General features: G+C 39.5%; 16 protein-coding genes, 1 tRNA gene and 2 pseudogenes. 6 read left to right on the top strand and 13 right to left on the bottom strand.

The window, feature by feature from the left end; genetic code table 11:
* Positions 1 to 237: 237 nt before the first annotated feature.
* Positions 238 to 456 carry a hypothetical protein gene (locus H6G06_RS04960; protein WP_013190303.1) on the top strand — a complete coding sequence of 73 codons (219 nt, stop codon included), beginning with the start codon at positions 238 to 240 and terminating at the stop codon, positions 454 to 456.
* An 83-nt stretch (positions 457 to 539) separates the two neighbouring features.
* Here the strand turns inward: H6G06_RS04960 and ribD are convergent, their stop codons facing one another.
* The 4 genes from ribD to H6G06_RS04940 all read right to left on the bottom strand — a co-directional run bounded on the left by ribD (position 540) and on the right by H6G06_RS04940 (position 4374).
* Positions 540 to 1667 carry a bifunctional diaminohydroxyphosphoribosylaminopyrimidine deaminase/5-amino-6-(5-phosphoribosylamino)uracil reductase RibD gene (gene ribD, locus H6G06_RS04955; protein WP_190557655.1) on the bottom strand — a complete coding sequence of 376 codons (1128 nt, stop codon included), beginning with the start codon at positions 1665 to 1667 and terminating at the stop codon, positions 540 to 542.
* 63 nt (positions 1668 to 1730) lie between these two features.
* Complete coding sequence (gene mreD / locus H6G06_RS04950; RefSeq protein ID WP_190557653.1) at positions 1731 to 2369, bottom strand: rod shape-determining protein MreD; 639 nt, start codon at positions 2367 to 2369, stop codon at positions 1731 to 1733.
* 130 nt (positions 2370 to 2499) lie between these two features.
* Complete coding sequence (mreC, locus tag H6G06_RS04945; protein WP_190557650.1) at positions 2500 to 3279, bottom strand: rod shape-determining protein MreC; 780 nt, start codon at positions 3277 to 3279, stop codon at positions 2500 to 2502.
* An 87-nt stretch (positions 3280 to 3366) separates the two neighbouring features.
* Complete coding sequence (locus tag H6G06_RS04940; RefSeq protein WP_190557648.1) at positions 3367 to 4374, bottom strand: rod shape-determining protein; 1008 nt, start codon at positions 4372 to 4374, stop codon at positions 3367 to 3369.
* A 389-nt stretch (positions 4375 to 4763) separates the two neighbouring features.
* On the opposite strand from H6G06_RS04940, the gene H6G06_RS04935 reads away from it, so the two are divergent.
* Complete coding sequence (locus tag H6G06_RS04935) at positions 4764 to 5126, top strand: single-stranded DNA-binding protein (protein ID WP_190557647.1); 363 nt, start codon at positions 4764 to 4766, stop codon at positions 5124 to 5126.
* A gap of 70 nt (positions 5127 to 5196) precedes the next feature.
* On the opposite strand, the gene H6G06_RS04930 is transcribed toward H6G06_RS04935, so the two are convergent.
* Positions 5197 to 5943: an SIMPL domain-containing protein gene (locus H6G06_RS04930; protein WP_190557645.1), complete on the bottom strand. Its 747-nt coding sequence runs from the start codon at positions 5941 to 5943 to the stop codon at positions 5197 to 5199.
* Positions 5944 to 6378: 435 nt separating this feature from the next.
* On the opposite strand from H6G06_RS04930, the gene H6G06_RS04925 reads away from it, so the two are divergent.
* Entirely contained in the window at positions 6379 to 7674 is a 1296-nt protein-coding gene (locus tag H6G06_RS04925) for an SNIPE associated domain-containing protein (protein WP_190557642.1), read from the top strand.
* A 64-nt stretch (positions 7675 to 7738) separates the two neighbouring features.
* Here the strand turns inward: H6G06_RS04925 and H6G06_RS04920 are convergent, their stop codons facing one another.
* The 4 genes from H6G06_RS04920 to H6G06_RS04905 all read right to left on the bottom strand — a co-directional run bounded on the left by H6G06_RS04920 (position 7739) and on the right by H6G06_RS04905 (position 11154).
* A complete protein-coding gene (locus H6G06_RS04920) occupies positions 7739 to 8998 on the bottom strand; it encodes an SUMF1/EgtB/PvdO family nonheme iron enzyme (RefSeq protein ID WP_242039596.1) in 1260 nt (419 codons plus the stop codon).
* Between the two features lie 39 nt (positions 8999 to 9037).
* Entirely contained in the window at positions 9038 to 10105 is a 1068-nt protein-coding gene (locus H6G06_RS04915; RefSeq protein WP_190557638.1) for a trypsin-like peptidase domain-containing protein, read from the bottom strand.
* A gap of 205 nt (positions 10106 to 10310) precedes the next feature.
* Positions 10311 to 10383: transfer RNA gene (locus H6G06_RS04910), tRNA-Ala, on the bottom strand.
* A gap of 42 nt (positions 10384 to 10425) precedes the next feature.
* The gene (locus H6G06_RS04905) at positions 10426 to 11154 is read right to left on the bottom strand and encodes an HAD family hydrolase (RefSeq protein ID WP_190557636.1); all 729 of its coding nucleotides are present in this window, start codon (positions 11152 to 11154) and stop codon (positions 10426 to 10428) included.
* A gap of 287 nt (positions 11155 to 11441) precedes the next feature.
* On the opposite strand from H6G06_RS04905, the pseudogene H6G06_RS04900 reads away from it, so the two are divergent.
* The 3 genes and pseudogenes from H6G06_RS04900 to H6G06_RS04890 form a co-directional block, all read left to right on the top strand.
* Positions 11442 to 11903, top strand: a pseudogene (locus tag H6G06_RS04900) (RtcB family protein); the annotation flags it as partial.
* Positions 11904 to 12297: 394 nt separating this feature from the next.
* Positions 12298 to 13017 (top strand): annotated as a pseudogene (locus H6G06_RS04895) (RtcB family protein); the annotation flags it as partial.
* 69 nt (positions 13018 to 13086) lie between these two features.
* The gene (locus H6G06_RS04890) at positions 13087 to 13971 is read left to right on the top strand and encodes an ATP-grasp domain-containing protein (protein ID WP_190557634.1); all 885 of its coding nucleotides are present in this window, start codon (positions 13087 to 13089) and stop codon (positions 13969 to 13971) included.
* A gap of 103 nt (positions 13972 to 14074) precedes the next feature.
* On the opposite strand, the gene H6G06_RS04885 is transcribed toward H6G06_RS04890, so the two are convergent.
* From H6G06_RS04885 to H6G06_RS04870, 4 genes are all read right to left on the bottom strand, one after another.
* The gene (locus H6G06_RS04885) at positions 14075 to 15799 is read right to left on the bottom strand and encodes a cation:proton antiporter (RefSeq protein ID WP_190557632.1); all 1725 of its coding nucleotides are present in this window, start codon (positions 15797 to 15799) and stop codon (positions 14075 to 14077) included.
* A gap of 213 nt (positions 15800 to 16012) precedes the next feature.
* Entirely contained in the window at positions 16013 to 17320 is a 1308-nt protein-coding gene (locus H6G06_RS04880) for a dihydrolipoamide acetyltransferase family protein (protein ID WP_190557630.1), read from the bottom strand.
* Between the two features lie 204 nt (positions 17321 to 17524).
* Positions 17525 to 17974: a YlqD family protein gene (locus H6G06_RS04875; protein WP_190557628.1), complete on the bottom strand. Its 450-nt coding sequence runs from the start codon at positions 17972 to 17974 to the stop codon at positions 17525 to 17527.
* 38 nt (positions 17975 to 18012) lie between these two features.
* On the bottom strand, positions 18013 to 20013 hold the full coding sequence (locus H6G06_RS04870; protein ID WP_190557626.1) for an AMP-dependent synthetase/ligase: 2001 nt from the start codon (positions 20011 to 20013) through the stop codon (positions 18013 to 18015).
* Positions 20014 to 20475: the final 462 nt, after the last annotated feature.

Raw genomic sequence — 20475 nt, 5'->3', positions numbered from 1 at the left:
TTATAAAAATTACATACTGTAATATTTCGTGACCGATGGCTATAAGCCAACTCTAAGTTAAGTGAACTTTTGTGAAGTGAATTGATGATAATTGCCAACTCTTAATCTTTATAAAGATATAAATCTGTTTGTTAAGCCTTTGATAATAGTTATCTCAAATTGTACATTTATTTCCTCAGCTAATATCGAAATTGTGTAATCTGGAAACAACTAAGCTAATAATTCAATAGAGGTCTAATGACTCCTACGATTATGCGTCAGCTTTGGTCTATAGTTGAAGCCGCTCAAACCGTAACTCTTTTGCAGCTGGACGATGCTAGCTTGGTACAGTGGTTAGTGAAACAAACCACAAAGCAAGCCTTGTTAGATCCCAATGAAACTGATTTCCTCTGTGACTACATCCGCGCTCGCCTGAGTCTCATCCGTGATCTTGCTTATGAACGTCAACAGTCATAGGGTCTTGGGGACGGGGGACTGGGGACTGGGAAAATTAATCAACTTTTGCCTTTTGCCTTTTGCCTTTTGCCTTCCTCTACTGACTACTGACTTTTTTGTGGGAAATAACCTTCTACTAAACAGTCAGAACCTACTACACGCCAATGAACCCGTTCTAACGGTAAAGCTTCAGTCATGGAGGTAAAACCTAAGTCACCTACGGGTGTAGGAGCATGACTACCACCAATGATTTTGGGGGCGATAAAAGCCAGGATTTTTTGGACTGCATTTTGAGCGATCGCACTTGCTGCTAAAGTGCCACCACATTCCCAGAGAACGCTACAAAAACCGCGCTCATATAGACGAGCCATAACATGATCTGGTGTGAGCAATGGAAATTCCACCACTTCCACGCCCTTGTTAAGCAACATCTTTTGAAAATCTGGTGAACTTCCCACTTCTGTTAACACCAAAGTCGGAGCCTCAGCAACATCCCATAGACGGGCATTTTCTGGCAAGTTAAGGCTGCGACTCATCACCACTCGCAGGGGATTATGTCCTTCTTGCTGATGGCTGGTGAGGTAGGGATTATCCTGTCTAACCGTATTTCCACCGACAATTACAGCATCACAAGCCGCCCTGAGTTGATGTACTTGGCTACGGGCATCTGGATTTGTGATCCAAGCACTATGACCTGAACTAGTAGCAATTTTGCCATCTAGAGTCATAGCATATTTCAAAATTCCCAAAGGTCGTTTGTGGAGAATGCGATGGATAAAACCTTCATTTATTTGCCGACAAGCAGCTTCTTCCACGCCTACCAGGACTTCTATTCCCGCTGCACGTAAACGAGCAATACCACCTCCGGCTACCAAGGGGTTAGGGTCTACCATACCCACAACTACCTTGGATACACCAGCTGCTATCAGCCCTTCTGAACAGGGGGGAGTGCGCCCGTAGTGGTTGCAGGGTTCTAGGCTGACATAGATTGTAGCTCCACGAGCTTTTTCTCCTGCGGCTCTGAGGGCAAAAACTTCGGCATGAGGTTCACCTGCGCGGGGATGAAAACCTTCTCCGACAATCTCACTCCCTCTACAAACCACCGCCCCCACTAATGGATTTGGTGAAGTGCGTCCCAAAGCACGTCGGGCTAGTTGCAAACACCGTTGCATCATCAGGGAGTCAAATTCACTGCCTACCATATTTGAGGAGATTGTTACTGGGGTTAACATCCGCTATTTTCCACTGACGAATTACCTATCCCTAACGGGACTAGAGGCACTATTTATTATGAGTTATGAATTATGAATTAATTTCATCTGTTGCCACCAGCGGTTTAGAGGATAATAAAGTACAGGAGCCCACAAACTACTAAGAATTGCAGAAGCTAAGGCAACACGCTGGTAGTATGTCCAGATGTCTTCAACTTTGCGAAAGCATTGGTCGCCGCAGCTACCACCAATTAGAGACAATTGCATTGCAAAAATAGTATCTGACACAATTGCCATTCCAAAGACGATTAAAGCAATAGATATAAAGTCTTCTTGGATAAAACGCTGCTTTTGAATTAGGCTGGTCAGCATTCCTACGATTCCTAAGCTTACAGCATGGGTAGGGTTAGGCGCTGTCATAGCATCTTGCAGCAGGCCTAAAATGATACCTGCCAATGCACCCGCAAGTATAGAGCGTTTCACACTCCAAGCTACCACCCAAATTAGTAACCAGTTAGGTGCAATGCCCAATAATTCCATGCCTGGGAATCGGGTTGGCAACATTAGTAAACATAACACCACAGATCCAGATGTGACTGTCCAATCCATTCCTTGACGTAACCAGGGATGCCAATCAGTCAACTGGGGAATTAAGGATTTGGATTTTCGGTCTGGCGTTCTTGCTTTTGTGTTTTTGTTGCCAGGAAATCCAGGAATTTTCATTGTTTTGTCAAATTTTTAAGGTGATTGGTGATTGGTGATTGGGCATTGGGCATTGGGCATTGGGCATTGGGCATGGGGTTATTAGTCTTCCCCAGTCACCAGTCCCCAGTCCCCAGTCCCCAGTCACCTCTTAGTTTGGTTTTTCTGGCTCTAGGTTTTCTGGACCGGGATATACAGTCACCCAATCTAAATAACGAATGGGTGGGAATAATTCAATTTTGGCTACTGATGCTGGGAGTTTCTTTAAATCTAGAGACTTGATTCTTCCTACTGGTACACCAGCGGGAAACTTCTGACTATAAGTAGAAGTAGAAACTAAATCTCCCACCTTCACATTAGGGACTTTTTCATAAAACTCTAGCACTCCTTCGCCTGAAGAATCGCCCCGCAAAACACCTTTAGCGGCAGTACGGCTAATGGTGACACCTACTTGACTTTTCAAATCGCTAACTAACAATACACGGCTGGTATTGGCAGTAACGCTTTCTACTAAACCGACTAAGCCACCTTCAGCTTTGACGACAAAACCTTCTTGAATACCTGCTTTTGTGCCGCTATTCAAAGTTACTTGTTGCCACCAGTGGCCTGCACTGCGCCCTACTACTCTAGATACAATTGGGCGTGTTGAAAGTGGTTCTTTCTCTACATAACCTAATAAACTTTGTAGCTTTTGATTTTGACTTTCTAGATCAACTATACGCGTTTGTAACTCTAACAATCGGGCTTCACGGATACGGTCTTCAGGAGTGATCTCTGGCTGCAACGTCTTTAACGGACGAGTAATGCCTTGATATATCTCCATCACCAGCGCACCTTGAGTTTGCCGCAGTGTCAAAGCACTACCAACGACTAGAGCTAACAAACCTATTTGTAATCCTTTATGTTCCCACCAACGACGTGCAGTAAACATTTATACCTGTATATTTTTATTATTGATTGAGATAATGGATGCCATATTTCATAGATACAGAATCCATCATCTTGTTTACGCTTTTGGCTACATATTGCGAGAACGTCCACTGAATACCCGTTCTAGCTGCTTGAAGTTTTCTAGCACACGACCTGTCCCCAAGACAACACAACTTAAGGGATCTGCTGCAATATGTGTGACAATACCCGTTTCATGACTAATTAGGGTATCTATGCCTTTGAGTAATGCGCCACCACCAGCTAACATGATTCCCCGGTCAATAATATCTGCTGCTAGTTCTGGGGGTGTCCGTTCTAGTGTCCGCTTGACTGCTTCTATTATTACTGATAGAGGATCTAACATACTTTCACGAATTTCTGGACCTTTGATTGTGACTGTTCTTGGTAATCCAGAAAGCAGGTGCAAGCCCCGGACTTCCATAATAGCATCGTTATCATCGTTGGTAGGATAGGCAGAACCTATGCGGATTTTAATGTCTTCAGCTGTCCGTTCTCCAATTACCAGGTTATGAACTTTCTTCATATACTGGATGATCGCTTCTGTCAATTCATCTCCAGCAATACGTACTGATTCGCTGATTACTGTTCCTTGAAGACTGAGTACGGCTACTTCTGTTGTCCCACCACCAATATCAATGATCATGTTACCGGTGGGTTCGGCTACTGGTAAGCCTGCACCAATAGCTGCGGCTACAGGCTCATCAATTAAATATACTTCTCTAGCCCCCGCTTGAGTAGCAGCAGTCATTACAGCTTGTCTTTCTACCCCAGTTACACCGCTGGGAATGCCAATGACGATCCGGGGTAAAATCAGGGATCTACCCTCATTTACTCGTTGAATAAAACTTTTGAGCATCAGTTCGGCAGTCTCGAAATCAGCAATCACACCATCACGCAGGGGACGGACTGCTATGACGTTACCCGGTGTCCGACCGAGCATTTTTTTGGCATCTTCTCCTACTGCCAGTGCTATTTTTTCGTTTTGATCAATGGCAACTACTGAAGGTTCTTGTAGTACAATACCTTTACCAGATACATAAACTAGGGTGTTGGCTGTACCGAGGTCGATACCCATATCCCATGATGAGCGAAAGTTTCTAAAAAGACCCACGCGTATCTATGCCCCCTATTTGCGCTAATTTGTGATGATCACAGTGAGTGTTAATTGTTCTGGATTTTATGATGTTTGTTTGCCTGACTCCAGTAAATCAGACTATTTTTTTCTATAATTTCTGTCAATCTTGATGGATGTTTCAGACATCTTATTTTCTCTCTACTCAAAGTTACTCAGTATAACCGTATAATTCTGGCAATGATGACAAGTAATTTTTAAAGCATCTGGGAAAATTAATATATATTATTGTTAATTACTTAACATATTTTTAAGGTTTTCACAATTGGTTATTATAGGATAAAAAATCAGCAAGTACAATTGTACTTCAATTGAACACCAAGGTAACACCCATGAGCATAAATGTTGTCACTCTGGTTGGACGTGTAGGCGGCGACCCGGATATAAAGTATTTTGAGTCTGGAACAGTGAAATGTCAATTAACACTAGCGGTGAATAGAAGAACTCGCAATAGTGATCAACCAGATTGGTTTAATTTGGAACTTTGGGGAAAAACGGCGGAGGTTGCGGGTAATTATGTGCGTAAAGGCAGTTTAATTGGGGTTAAAGGTTATCTGAAATTTGACACTTGGAGCGATCGCCAAACCGGGGTTAATCGCTCAAAACCAGTTATCCACGTAGAACAGCTAGAATTACTAGGGTCTAAGCGTGACGCTGAGGGTGGTATGGGGGATATGTCTCCAGAGAATTTTTAGTTTATCAGCAGGCAGGAGGCAGGAGGCAGGAGGTTATTTTCACCTGTTCCCTGTTCCCTGTTCCCTGTTCCTAATAACTAATTTGCAGGGTTACTGAGGCTTGTACTTCTTGTTCACCACCGACTATGGGGGTAGAAGCATCTGCAAGGTTTGCTTTGGCAAATTCAGCCCGTTGTAGCATTGGAGGTGGTGGCGGAGTTGCACCATTAATTTGAATGCTGACTATTTCTTTTGGTTGAAAGCCCAAGGTGCTGAAAACTGCATCAGCTTGTTGTTGGGCATCCTGGGTGGCTTTTTTCAATGCTTGTTTTTGGGCGTTGCTAATAGCTTCATCAGTGGCTACAAAACTGATACCGTTAATTTGTGTGGCTCCAGTTTTTACGGCTTCATCTAATAATGTACCGACTTTATCGGTGGGAAAGCGAAAACTGACTGTGTTGCTGGCTGCATAACCAGTGATTTTTTGGACGTTGTTGGTATAACTATAAACTGGGTTAAGACGAACACCTGTAGTTTCTAATTTTTCCACATTTCGGCTTTTGAGTAAGGCTACCACAGCGGATGATCTGCGGGCAGCTTCTTTTTGTACTTCTTGGGCTGTTTTACCTTGAACTTCTACACCTAAACTAACTTGTGATAAGGTGGTAGCAATTGTTTCTACACCACGACCACTGACGGTTAAGGTGCGCCATAATTTGGCTTTTTCTTCGGCTGATGCTGGTAAGGTAAATATCATACATATTAATAAGGTGGAATAAAGGATTTTTCCCAGGTTCTTGATTGGCAGGGAAGAAACTGATAAGGTATTTCTAGACATAAGATGTACACTCCTCAAAAAAAAATCAAAATACATACACTGTCAACTTTTAACGGTCAACAGTTCCTAAGAGTTTTTGGTGATTTAAACCCTATTATTTGATAGGATTTATATGTTGCTAGTTTGGCATTTTCTAGATACAAGTTTGGTTTGGTTACATTTTTGGCAACAAAAAAATATCTCTGGGTTATGGGGTGAGTTTACCCAGTTTCTTCAATGGTGAGGCTGCAAAGAAGTGTAAAGATATAATTCAGTGTTGTAAGTTTTATTTTATACTAATGATCAAATAGTTGTGATGTATTGTGATTAGCGATCGCTATTGTCTCTTGCTTTTAACCGATTAAGTCGCAAACTCACGCTTCGGTTACTCATATATTCTAAATAACAATATTGTAAACTAAGTTATAAACTATAGCAGTGGTAATACTAAATTCTATGTCGTTACTAAACCTGGGATTAGTGGTATTAGTAGCTGGACTTTCTGCCGCCTTAGTACAATCCCTAATTGCAGAATCCCGGCTTAGGAAAAAATTATGTAAGTATGACGCATTAGATGATAAAGAAGCTTATCAACGGCAGTTAGAGTCAAATATTCATTTGCTGGAAAACCAGCAGGAATCTCTGAATAGAGAAATCGGAAATCTTCAGCAGCAATTTAATGCAATTAATGCAAAACTCTATCTTCAGTCTAAAGATGCTTACGAAGCAAAAGATGAATTTATTAGTTCTGATGAATATATACTTCGGCTGAAAGATATCCATTTACAACAGGAAAATATGCGAGAAAATAACCAAGCTTACATTTGTGATACTCAATGGACTGTTGGGGATAGCAAAAGAAAAGGCGATAAAATGATCAATGATATTTTAAACTTGGTAGAAGTTTGTTTTGAAGAAAAATGTAAATATGCAAAAAAAGAGGTTAAATATAATAATGTTGATTTTTTAAAAAATACAATAAATAAGACCTTTGAAAAATACAATAAATATTTAAAAACTCTACAATGCAGAATTGGAGAAGAATATTTACATCTTAAGCTTATCGAATTAGATTTACAGTATGAATTAGAAGATAAAAAACAGCAAGAGCAAGAAAGAGATAAAGAAATTAGAAAGCAGAAGAAAGAACGTGAAGCATTTGATAAAGCAAGAAAAAGAGCAGAAGATGCAGAACAAAGAGAAATACTTCACCAACAAGAACTTGATAAAATTCGACAAGAAGTATTACAAGCTAAAGAAGAAGAGAAAAAACAATTAGAGACTAGAATTCAAGAGTTAGAACGATTAGTCGCAGAAGATAGAAGTGATAAAGAAAATGCTTTATTTGAATCTAAGAAACTCAAATCAGGATACATTTATATAATTTCTAATATAGGTTCTCTTGGTCAAAATATATATCGTATTTGTATGACATTTCGTAGTCAAGAAGACATATATATTAGGGAAATGAACCCCGCAGTCCCATTTCAATTTGATGTTCATTTCAAAATTTTCTCAGAAGATGCTTTAGATACATTACAAAATTTACATCAACGTTTTGATGATAAAAGAGTTAATAAAGTGAATTCAAGAAGAGATTTTTTTCAAGTCTCAATAAATGAAATTGAAGCAGCAATTAAAGAAATAAAAAGAAAAGATAGCGTATTTTTAAGAATAGATAAATTTGAAAAATCTCCTAAAGCATCTGAATATTGGCAAACTCAAGCAGCACGTAAAAAGCAACAGCTATAAAAAGTAAATAATTAATATTTAGAATCAATAAAATTATAAATTATTTGGAGTAACTAATTCAACATTACAATGAGCGAACAATTCTAAAACCAATATTGTTTGACTTTTCGCTTGTATGATGAAACTGGCGAGAACTAGAACGACACCAAAACGCTTCGTTACGCCATGAGCCACCACGCATAACACGAGTATTATTATCATCACTGTCTAGCCAAGCATCTCCATTTGTAGGTGCTTTATCATAATTTTGATGCCAATTATCTAAGCACCATTCCCAAACTAACCCGTGCATATCGAACAATCCAAATGAGTTTGCAATCTGAAAAATACCTACTTCTGTAGTTTTTTCACGATAAATTCCTTTAGGTTCTGAATGATAGGGATAACGGCTATCGTAATTAGCTAAATTGAAGTTAATAGTTTCTCCAAAATTAAAAGGTGTCATAGTTTCAGCACGACAAGCATATTCCCACTCGGCTTCGCTAGGAAGACGATACTTGTGTCCTGTTTTTTGAGATAGGCGATCGCAAAACTCAACAGCATCAAACCAGGAAACTTGAGTTACGGGGTGGCTGTTTCCTCCTTGCCGTGATGGCCGAAGCTTGAGCTTTTGATGAACTTCTGACAAACAAGCAATCTGTTTCCACTGTGTTTGTGTAATTGGGTATTTGCTAATCAAAAATGGTTGAATTGTGACTAAATGCTGAGGTTTTTCATTAGAGTATCGCTTTCCTTTAGATTCCGATGAACCCATCCAAAATTCTCCTCCTGGAATATAAACCATTTCCAATATCACACCATTTCCAAGTTCTTCAGTTAAGTAGCAGGCTTGTTTTTGACAACGATCAATTTCTTGTCCTTGGGCATTTATCGTAACCACAGTAAATTCAAAAGCTTGAGTTCCAGCAACTGATGGAACAATTGTTATATTTTGTCGTTTTTTTAATCCTTCAGCACTTTGGTTAGGAGTCAAAACAATACCAATTGTTTGATTATTCTTTGGTTCGTTACATTCCCTATTCCATTGTCGAGGTTCTAAAGCCTTAATTTGTGCAATGAAATTATTTAGTTTATCCCTAGTTTCTAAGCCAACAAATTCACTCTCTACAAGCTCACTAAGGAATTTTAATAATTGAGCTTGGCCTTCAGAGAATATGAGTTCAATTAATTCAGTAAAAAAGACATAGTTACTTTGTTCGAGTGTACTGATTCTTGTATTTAAATAATCAAACCCCGTGATACTCAGAAGCGTTCTACGCTCCTTAACGGTTTGAGTGGATGGTATTTGTACTAAAATGTGTATCAATTGGGGCTTGATTTCCATAGTCATTCAACTCTAGATTCTTGTAAAAAATCTCCAAGGCTAAGTGTTTTTTGCTGCCTTAAGTAAGTCTACAAGTTCTGAAGGTAAGTCAGCCAAAATACTTTTTATTAATATGCCCTCATTTCTAAAGTAACGCCGTTGAGTTGTTGGTTCTGAAATATTACCTCCTGCATGATGCAGCGCAACAACTTCCCAAGCATCATTCAAGACTGGAGAACCAGATGAGCCTTGCAAAGTAGAGGTGACGTACTGTACTACATTACCGCCCACAAATTGAACAAAATTGTTTTGAAGAGAAATTTGTTTTGGTTGCCCTTGTGGATGCTGAATAATATTGACTCGGCTATCACGCCTTATTTCTTTAGGCAGCAATGGAAATTGCAACCAACCCCATTTTTTTCCAGGTTCTCCTTCAATCTCAATTAAACTGTAATCTAGAGCTTGGTTTGTATGAAAAATTCCATTGGATTTAGGGCGGTACTCATCAGTTATTTGAGCTTCTCCTTGGAAATTCTCCTCATAATTAAAACGAAAAATTGTACCTGACAGTAAATCTGAACTTGGTAAAACGTGGTTGTTAGTTAATAACAAATTCTGAGCAACTAGAAAGCCCGTACCTGACCATCGTTCTTGGCTAGTTCGCACCCCAATATAGGCAACAGATTGTGCAACTTGAAGCCCCTGCTGTAAAAATGAAATTGGGCGTAGGGTATTTTCTCCAATTATTTTCTCGAATATGTCTGCTACAGTTTCTCTTCCTCGCCAGTCATTTATCGCTGGTAATGCGGCGATTGGTGTCATCATGTCATATTTTGTTAGCAGCGTGTCTAAAAACTGTTGCTGCTGCACTCCCACAAAACCTTTCAAAGTATTTAATAACAGTCCTAATGCTTCGTGGTCATAAGTTAAACGCCCGTAATTAGATAAATAGCTGACTATCGTACTAACTGACACAAAGGGCGCACCAGAAAGGTCAATCATTGGCGACAACTGTTTTAAATCTGCTAGTTCCAAAATTTGCTGACGCGATCGCTCTGTAGCTAGTTCTGGTATATCTTTAAGAAGAGTTATTAATTGTTTAAGGTCTTCAGCTTCTAGGTTAACCATATTTTTAGTCTTATTTTGCAAAGCAATAGCCAATTCGGCTGACGAAATTCTACTGTATGTATTAGAGTAAAATCATACAGTATCTGATATTATGCTGGTATGCTAAACTAGAGAAATAAACCAGATAAACATAAGAGTCTGTATATCTGGCTATCTAGCTAAATAGTGCGTCATAATTTTTGACAATAATTATTTAATGTACAAATGGAGAATAGGAGACTCGAACCCCTGACCTCTGCGGTGCGATCGCAGCACTCTACCAACTGAGCTAATTCCCCTTATTAATGCAGAGTCACAAACTCTAGCATATATATCATATTTTAACACTCAGGCGCAGTAAGTTTCACATTTTTTTGCAAAAAAACTTCCTTTACCCGTTCTAATTCTAAATCAGTCAAATAGTCAACAGTCCAGTTAGCTTGACGCTGAAGCATATGAAAAGGGTAAGTATTCGCAACTCCCACAACTTGCATCTGAGCGCGTTTGGCTGCTTGAATACCCGCCGGAGTATCTTCAATAGCTAAACATTCCTGGGGTTGTAGATTTAAATCTGGGTATGCTTGATTGAATCTTTCAACAGCCAGCAAATAACCTTCAGGTTGGGGTTTACTGGTGTTGATGTCATCACCTGCGACAATAACATTAAAGTATTCAGTTAGTTTGGCACGTTCTAGCACCAGTTCTATTTCTAGATGCAAAGCACCACTAACTAAACCTAGTTTGAGATTTTGCGATCGCACCTGAAAAATTAAGTCTTCTATCCCCGGATATAAAGGCAGTTTTTCCTGTTTCTCTAGTTCCAGCACGTAAGCTTCAGCTTTGCGGGTGAGCAACTGAATTAAATACTCTTCCGTTACCACTCTACCACGATTTTTGAGCAAGTCTTGAAAATAAGCGCGATCGCTCCTGCCCAAACAAGCTTGACGCTCATGCAGCTTTTGCGGTTGCAAATTTTCCTGCACTAGAATCTCATCTATCAATTGTAGGTGAATTGGCTCATCTTTGATGATGACACCATTGAAATCGAATAAAACTGCCTTTAAACTCATGCCACTATGCCAAAAACTGAAGAAGTAATATCCTCACCAATGATTATTACCCATTCTGGTGTGCATTGATGCTGGCAAAACCCTAATTATCTTACCACAGAGCCGAAAATAACCCCGACTTCTTGAATAAATCAGGGTTACGGGTTGTTTATTCCCAGAAGTTGACAGATAAATATTTATGTAGTATATATGTAATATAAATTTAATAGAATCTAAAATGATGAGTTCAAACATACCAGCCAAATTAAATCTTTTGACTTTTAACTTTTGAATTTTGACTTAATATTATGCCCTACGAACAATTAGAAATTAACACCCCATCACCCGTTTTATCTTGGGCAAATCATCCCTTAGCCTCAGATGAAATCCAAATGGCCAAGAATGTTGCATCCTTGCCATTTGTATTTAAACACGTTGCCTTAATGCCCGATGTTCACTTTGGAAAAGGTGCCTTAGTTGGTTCAGTTATTGCCACCAAAGAAGCCATTATACCTGCGGCTGTGGGTGTAGATATTGGTTGTGGAATGTGTGCAATTAAAACCCAATTTACAGGTGAACAATTAGAAGGCAAACTCAAGAAAATTCGCATCGATATTGAAGCAGCAATTCCTACAGGATTCAATGAAAACAAAGATGTAGAAAAAGCTGTAACTAATTGGCAGAAATGGCGCTCATTTAAAGACTTGCATCGTGGAGTGCAAGATTTAGAAAGCAAAGCCATGAAACAAATGGGTTCTCTTGGTGGGGGTGAAAGATTGCCCCATCTTACAGTGATGTAAGATTAAAAACTCGTCCAAATCGGTGAAGGCTGCGATGCTAATACCGAGGGAAGCGGTAAAACGCCCCGTAGAGAGTAGAGGGACTTGGGCATCCTGATATATTAGTTAATTTATTAGGATGAAGGTGTACTCCGAACTATACCGAATAGGAAGGTATAGAGTCAAGCAGAAATGACTTGATCGATTGCGACTTTCATTTATGATATTGTGGGATTAACAATAGAAAATTTTGGATACCTCAAGAAGATCAGTTTATTACTACCCATTCGGTTGAGTGTTCAATGAAAGTATTAGGCAGAAGTCGAAACAGTATTGAAATGAGACTGTGGCGACTGAATAAGCTTCAGCAATCAGTAACAAATTGAACCATTTTATCGAGATTTGTCTTGATACAGAGAACCAAGTTTGGTTAATGTTGCATTCCGGCTCTCGCAACATTGGTAATAAACTCGCACAATGCCATATTAATACAGCCAAAGAATTACGAAAAATGGCAAGTGAGAAATTACCAGATACTGATTTAGCTTATTTTGTCGCTGGTACACCAGAATTTAAAGCCTACTGGCAAGATTTACAATGGGCGCAAAATTACGCACTTTTTAACCGTGATGTCATGATGGCGAGATTTAAAAAGATCGTCGAAAAACATATATCAGGAGGGAAAGTAAGCAAACCTTTATTAGAGGTAAATTGTCATCACAACTACGCCGAAAAAGAAGTACATTTTGGCGAAGAAGTGTATGTCACTCGTAAAGGTGCAGTTCGCGCTCAAACAGAAGATTATGGCATTATTCCTGGTTCAATGGGAGCAAAATCCTTCATTGTTAAAGGTAAAGGAAATGCTCATAGTTTTTGCTCCTGTAGTCACGGTGCAGGGCGGTTAATGTCAAGAAATAAGGCGAAAAACGTCTATACACTTGATGATTTAATTGCTCAGACTGAAGGTGTAGAATGTCGTAAAGATGCAGGAGTTTTAGATGAAATTCCCGGTGCATATAAACCTATTGAGCAAGTAATGGCAAACCAAGCTGATTTGGTGGAAGTGGTAGCAACACTTAAACAAGTTATGTGCGTTAAAGGTTAAATTAGGGTGGGCATTGCCCACTTTTTTATTTATATTTATTGGTTTATTTACAAAACCCAAAAACAACTAATGATTGTTATTAGTGAAGCCACAGAACAAACAGAACTATCTACCAGTGCTAAAGAAAATAAATTAATGACTGAAACTGCCCAATTATTGGGTTTTAAAGTCTACTATATCCCCCCAGATTTTCAAGACTGTGGTACAGCCGAAAATGCTCTATGGCATATTCCCCAATATGCTGAAGAAACTCAGGGAATTTTGGTAGGATATATCCCAGAATTAGAACGATATCAAGCGATATACCAAGCCGCTTTAGATAAGGGAATCAAATTACTGAATAATCCTTTAGAACATCAAATAGCACAGGAATTTGATATGTTTTATCCCCTTCTACAAGGGTTAACACCGGAAAGTGTGATTATTACTTCCACAGATGAGTGCATTAAAGCTAGTGAATTATTAGGATTTCCTGTATTTGTTAAAGGTGCAATTCAATCTAGAAAACAGCAAGGTTGGAAATCTTGTGTAGCTAATAATTTAGAAGAATTGACAGAATTAACAGCCAAGTTATTAAAACTTAAATATGCTGCTAGAGATCGAATTATTGTCAGAAAATTAGTCAATTTACGATATCAAAGATTTGCTAATAATGGTTTTCCCATGGGAAGAGAATTTAGATGTTTTATTTATAATCATCAAATTCTCAAATATGGCTATTATTGGGATGGAAAAGATGATTTAAGCAAATTGTCAACAGCGGAAGAAGAACAAGTATTAAATTTAGCAATTCTCGCTTCTCAACGTTTACAAGTTCCTTATATTGCCGTTGATATTGGACAATTAGAAAGCGGAGAATGGATAGTAATTGAAATAGGAGATGGTCAATTTTCTGGTCTTAGTCAAATTTCTCCTCTGGAATTATGGAATAAGCTAGGGGAAAGGGTACAATAATTCGTAATAGAACGCTATGGCTATAGCTTGCGTGACGACTTAGGAGTCATACGCCACGCTACGCGAACGTAATTAATTACTCCTGACTCCTGCCTTCTGACGTTTATTCTTTCTCAGGTCTAACACTTAAATATCTATCTTTGCGAATAGTCTTGATAACAGTTTGGATGTAACTTTCTGCTGCACCCAAGGTTTTTAGTAAATGATTTCCTAACTCTAAAGCTGCTTCAAATTCAGGTTGTACCACCTCTTTTGCACCCATTTGAGTTAAAGTATCAATTTCCTTGTTACTGTGTGAACGAGCAATTACATCTAAATTAGGTGCAATAGCCAGAGCATTTTTTAAAAGTAAGCGGGTACTAGCAGGATCGGGAAGAGCAATAGCTAAAGCTTTAGCAGTTTCTAAATGTGCTTTTTCTAATACTAACTCAGAATCTGCATCACCAAAAATATAAGGAATTTGGCGTGATCTCAATCTTTGTACAGATGCTTCGCTATTTTCAATGACTAAAACTGGATATCCTTCAGTTTGTAAGATGTTGACAATTACTTGCCCAACTCTACCGTAACCTGCTACCACTACATGACCAGTAATTGTTTCTGGCATAGATATTGTTTTCGGTGCAGAAAAGCGTTGTAAGAATTTTGCTAGGAAGGGGTTTTGATTTAAATTTTCGGCAATTAAAGGTGCAACTTTGAGAGATAAAGGTGTGAGTATGAGTGTAATAGCTGTTGTTCCTAACAATAAAGAATAGGTTTGTTGAGATATCAATTCTAATTGTAAACCTACCAAGGCTAATACAAAGGAAAATTCACCAATTTGGTTAATTCCCAAACTGACTATAATAGCATTTTTGAGAGAGTAGCCAAATTTTAAAACAATTCCGAAAATAATTGCTGCTTTCCCCAACAAAACCAAAGCCACGAGTCCTAAAATTATGCCAAAATTGTTGATGAGAATAGCCGGATCAATCAGCATTCCAATTGATGCAAAAAACAGACTAGCAAATGTATCTCGCAACGGTAAAATTTTGGCTAATGCCTGGTCAGCATAATCAATTTCGGAAATCATTAAACCAGCAACAAATGCCCCCATGGCAATGGAAAGTCCCAAATGTGCAGTTATTAACGCAACTCCTAAACAAAGAGCAATTAGAACTAACAGAAATAACTCATTGCTTTCTGTCGCGGCAATATTACTTAAAACACGGGGAACTATCCAACGACTAAATATAATTGCAACTACTACAAATATTGCAATTTTGACTAAAGCAAAACCTAATGCTGTGGCAATATTTTCTGGTTGTTGCAAAGCAGGAAGTATTGCTAACATCACACCCAAGGCTAAATCTTGAGTAATTAATATTGCCAGCATAATTTGCCCATGCACTGTATTAGTTTCACCCTTTTCGGTGAGTGTTTTTAATACTATTGCTGTGGAAGAAAGAGATAAAACTGCTCCTAAAAAGATCCCTTGTGTAATTCCAGAAGCCCAACCAGTAATTACTGTTACTATTGCGACTAGGGCAATTGTTAAACCAATTTGTAATAAACTGCCTTTAATGGCAATTTCTTTAACTCGTTTGAGTTCTGCTAAAGAAAATTCTACACCCAATGCAAATAGCAGGAAAGCAACACCAATTTCTGCTAAAGATTTAATATCATCAACATTGCTTAATAACTTGAAACCAAAAGGTCCAATAGCAAAACCACTAACTAAATAACCAAGTATCACAGGTTGATGCAACCGATGGGACAAAAATCCTCCTAATGCGGTAGCGGTTAAAACTGTTGTTATATCCAGAATTAAACTATGTTCTGTTGTCATATTTTTTGTTTGATTTTGTTACCAACTGATGTCACTCACTTTCACAGTAACTTGAATTAATAACAGTTAACATCTACACCGCGATAGCTGATACACAGATCCCCTATTTCTTTTAGAAGTCGGGGATCTATCTCCTTTTGTATAAAAAAAACTTGGAATTAAAAAAAAACTCCAAGTCTGAAATTAAAATTTATGGGTTTGTCAAGGTTTTGCTTACAGTGTCAAAGATTGAGGGTTGGTTTCAATTAATTTCGCTAAATCTTGCAAGAATGCGGCAGCATGAGCGCCGTAAATAATGCGATGATCACAGGTAATGTTAACTTTCATTTGTTGACGCACACCAAATAAACCATCTGCTGTAGCTACAACTTGCGGACGAGCAGCAGCGATCGCTAAAATTGAACCTTGTCCTGGTGGCAAAATCGCATCAAATGTATCTACACCAAACATCCCCAAGTTAGACAGGGTAAATGTACCAGTGCTGTATTCATCTGGTTGTAGTTGTTTAGCTCTGGCTTTTTCTACCAAAGATTTCCAATTGCGTGATAGAGAATAGATATCTACTTGATCAGCTTTCTGTAACACAGGTGTAATTAAACCGCCATCATCCATCGCTACAGCTATAGCAACATTGATATTGGGATGATAAACAATTCCTTGATCTGAATAGCTGGCATTAAGTAAAGGATGTTTTTGTAATGTCACCGCTACAGCTTTCGCTAATAGCGCCGTCATGGTTACGCCTTTAGATTTAATTTGTTTGTAAAGTTTATCTAATCCATCAGTGGTAATCGTATAACCAACATGGAATGTTGGTACAGATAAACTTGTCATCATATTGCGTACCACCGCATTTTGCAGAGTAGTTAATGGTACTACCTGACCAGGAACGGCACTGGTAATAGATGGGGCAGGTGCGGGTACAGATGGGGCAGGTGCAGGTGTTGGTTTTGCAGGTGCTGGTGATGCGGGTTGAGTTGGGGTAATAGCAGGGGTAGTAGGTTGCTGAACTTTACCAACAGCAGTTTCCACATCTTCGGCGACGATACGACCGTAGGGACCACTACCTTTAAGGCTATTTAAATCAACTCTCAGTTCTTTGGCCAACTTGCGAGCGCGGGGTGAAGCTACCAGCCGATCTTCCCGATGGTTGGAGCCATTTTGAGAGGCTGTAGCAGGTGTGGCTACTGTAGCAGCTGCTGCCACAGGTACGGGTGCGGGTGTTTCCGCTACAGCACTTCCACCACCAGCCATAGCCTTAGCAGCTTCGATTTCTGCTTCTGTTTCTGCAACGTAAGCGATCGCAGCACCAATGGGGGCGCTTTCACCAGCTGGGACTATAATATGAGCGAGAAATCCCTCATAGAAAGATTCCACATCCATATCAGCCTTGTCTGACTCGACAACCACCACTGTTTCGCCTTTTTCCACTTTATCCCCCGGCGATTTCACCCAAGAGACAATCTTTCCCTCAGTCATAGTGGAACTTAGCGCCGGCATAAATACTTCATGAATGCTCATAATGGTGGTTTCAGAATCAATAATTTTATGGACTTTAACAGCTGTTGCCAGATCGAATTGTATCTTGCTACGAGGATTTTGGTTGATCAAATCATTGGGGACTGGGGACTGGGGACTGGGGAATGGGGACTGGAGAAACATCTTCCCTTTCCTCCCCTGCTTCTTCTGCCTCCTCACTTCCCTATTCCCTGTTCCCTTTAAATTTTAGATATCCCCGCGAATTTCTTCGACAACGCCATCACGTAGCACAATTTCAACTTGCATTTTGCTAATCAAGTTATCACCAGGTTCTACCCGGAAAAAGCCTTCCATTTGAAATTGGTTGACTTCCTGATCTAACTCCAGATATTGCACTTGCTGAAGGTTTTGTAGTAGTTGGTTTTTTTGCTCTAGCAGTTCACTTTTCTTTTGATTAACCTGAAGTTGGATATTGTCAATTTGTTGCAGAGTTTGGGGGCCTGGTGGTTGTAAACTCTGTTTTTGAATGGCGGTAATTGCTCTTTGTCCTTCAACATCTAGCTGTTGCAGTTGCTGATCTAGTTGATTGATTTGCGCTTGTAATTGCTGTTGTACTTCCTCTTTCCAGAGAGGAGTAACAATAACTTTGACGTTAACTACGCGCTTTAAAAGCAATTGAGGGTTGGATACATCCATAAAAATTTCACGTTCACTCTGATAGTTTGCAAGTGGAGTTATTTGGCAAACATTCCGTCAATAATATCGCGATACTGTTCCATGACAATGTGACGACGGATTTTTAAGGTTTGTGTCATCATGCCATTTTCGATGGAAAAGGGTTCGAGAATTAGTTTGAATGGTCCAATGCGGTCATCGGCTCGATAACCAGGACGGTTTTTTACTTCCCGATTCAATTCCTGCCGATATAAATCCTGGATTATTTTACTCTCTAAGTCAATTTTTTGACTGCTTGAGGCAAGATTTTGGTCCGGGGTACTTAAATTTAGATTCTGATTTTCTGCCCATTTTTCCAAGGCTTCCAGGTTGGGAACTATCAAAGCCCCGATGCTGCGCTGGTCTTGTCCTACCAGCATAATTTGATCAATGTAGGGCGATCGCAAACAAGCATCTTCTATCGGTTGCGGTTCGATATTTTCCCCATTGGTCAACACAATTGTATCTTTAGCCCTACCAGTTAGCACCAAGTCATTTTGGGGTGTTACCCAACCTAAATCACCGCTATCAAACCAACCTTCAGCGTCTATGACTTTTTTTGTCGCTTCCGGGTTTTGGTAATAGCCTTGCATGATTTGTGGACCTTTGAGCAGCACTAAACCACGCTGTCCCGCTGGTAGGGGCTGACGAGTTTCTGGATCAACAATTTTAACTTCTGTACCCGGAATTGGTTGCCCAGATGAACCGCGCAAATTTCGCCATGGACGACGGGCGTTTGTTACTGGTGAGGTTTCTGTCAAGCCATAGCCTTGTAAAATCTCGACACCAATTATTTCAAAGAAGTTATCTATGTGTCGAGGTAGCGCCCCACCACCACTAATAACTTGCTTAATTTTGCCACCTGTAGCTTCCCGCACCTTAGCATAAACTAATTTTTCTCCCAGTGCTTGAAAGGGCGATAAAGCTAATTCTAATATTTTCGCCCCTAATCGCTCCATAGCGGAGGCATTAACATGAGTCAAACTCAATCCTTCAGCAATGCGCCGCGCTGTGATATATTTCTGGCTCATGTCCAGTAAAAATCCAATCAGCTTTTGTTTGTTGGCTGGTTGGCTGCGGAACTGCTTTTGTACTCCTTCATAAATCGATTCCCACAAACGGGGTACAGCAACCATGAAATTGGGTTGAAACTTTTTTAAATCTTCTTTGACAAAGCGTAAATTTGTGTAAACTTGTGTGCAACCTTGAGAAAGCAAAAAATACTCTCCACTACGTTCGTAACTATGCCATGTCGGTAGAATACTGAGAACTATATCTCCTGGTTGTGGCTGCACTATCGCTCCCAAGCTTTTAACTTGGTGCAGCAAGTTTCTGTGAGAAAGCATGACACCCTTGGGTTTACCCGTAGTACCAGAAGTATAAATTAATGTTGCCAAGGCATCACCGCTTGGTTTAATTGCTACTAATGTTTGGTTGCTGCCAAGGTCTAGCAACTGGGTAAAGTTTATCACTTGAAAATTTTCTGCTGTTGGTGGTGTTTCATCAGAAAGCAAGACTACCAGTTTAATGGGTAAGTCCTTAAGACCTGTTTCTAATTTATTGAATGTTTTGATATCCTCAACTACCAGCGCCGTACTGCCACTATTAGCGATAATAAATAGTAGTTCTTCCCGTTCGGCTTGGGCGCTACGCACTGCGTTGACAGCCCCAGCAGTCATGATACCTTGATCAGCAATAAACCAGCGAGGACTGTTGTCTGCAATCAGGGAAATGCGTTCACCGTAGCTGGACGTTTCACCATTGCCCATATTTACCCCTAATACCTGCAAACCAGCCGCAAATCGTTGAATTTGGGCTGATAGCTGAGAATACGTAATCTTGACTTCGGGGTTAGCGTGGGGGTTGTGGAGGGCAACAGTATTACCAAATTGTCTTGCAGCCAAAGGCCATACTTCTGGCAGCGACTCAACACTTGTGTAATCTACCAAACTTTGTAATGCTCGGTATTCTCGCTCAGTGACGTTAGATAAGAAAGGAGATTCGGATTTTATTTTTGACATAACACTTAGTGGAATAGTAAATTTGTTGTGTTTCTAATAACAGCATTTAGTATCCGCTTTCCTGGCTGTGTATGACAGTAGCACAAGTTCAACAGTTGTATTTACAAAAACTTATGCTAAACTACATTTATATAGATTAAAGGTAATGGTTTCGTCTGTGCATGGTTCCATGTATTTTACAGCGCAAGCTACTCCATGACCAATTAATTCGTGGTAATTCGTAAGTCGTAATTATCTAAAACGTAATTGCAAGAGTTGAAAAACAGGGTTGCTCTAAAATATTTGATTATGAATTATGAATTATGGCTTGTTACCGCTTCATTTCTCAAGGGGGTGATTACTTATCGGTTTAATCGATGCCTTATTAATCACTATCATCAGTGCTGTTGCTTGTCTAAGCTTTCCCAAGTTTCTATCTATGCTGTTGTCTTTCAAAACTAAACCACGTAAACCTTCAATAAT

Source organism: Anabaena sphaerica FACHB-251, assembly GCF_014696825.1.
Lineage (GTDB): Bacteria > Cyanobacteriota > Cyanobacteriia > Cyanobacteriales > Nostocaceae > RDYJ01.
The sequence above is the reverse complement of the archived record's forward strand: the minus strand, read 5'-3'. Positions and strand labels throughout refer to the sequence as shown.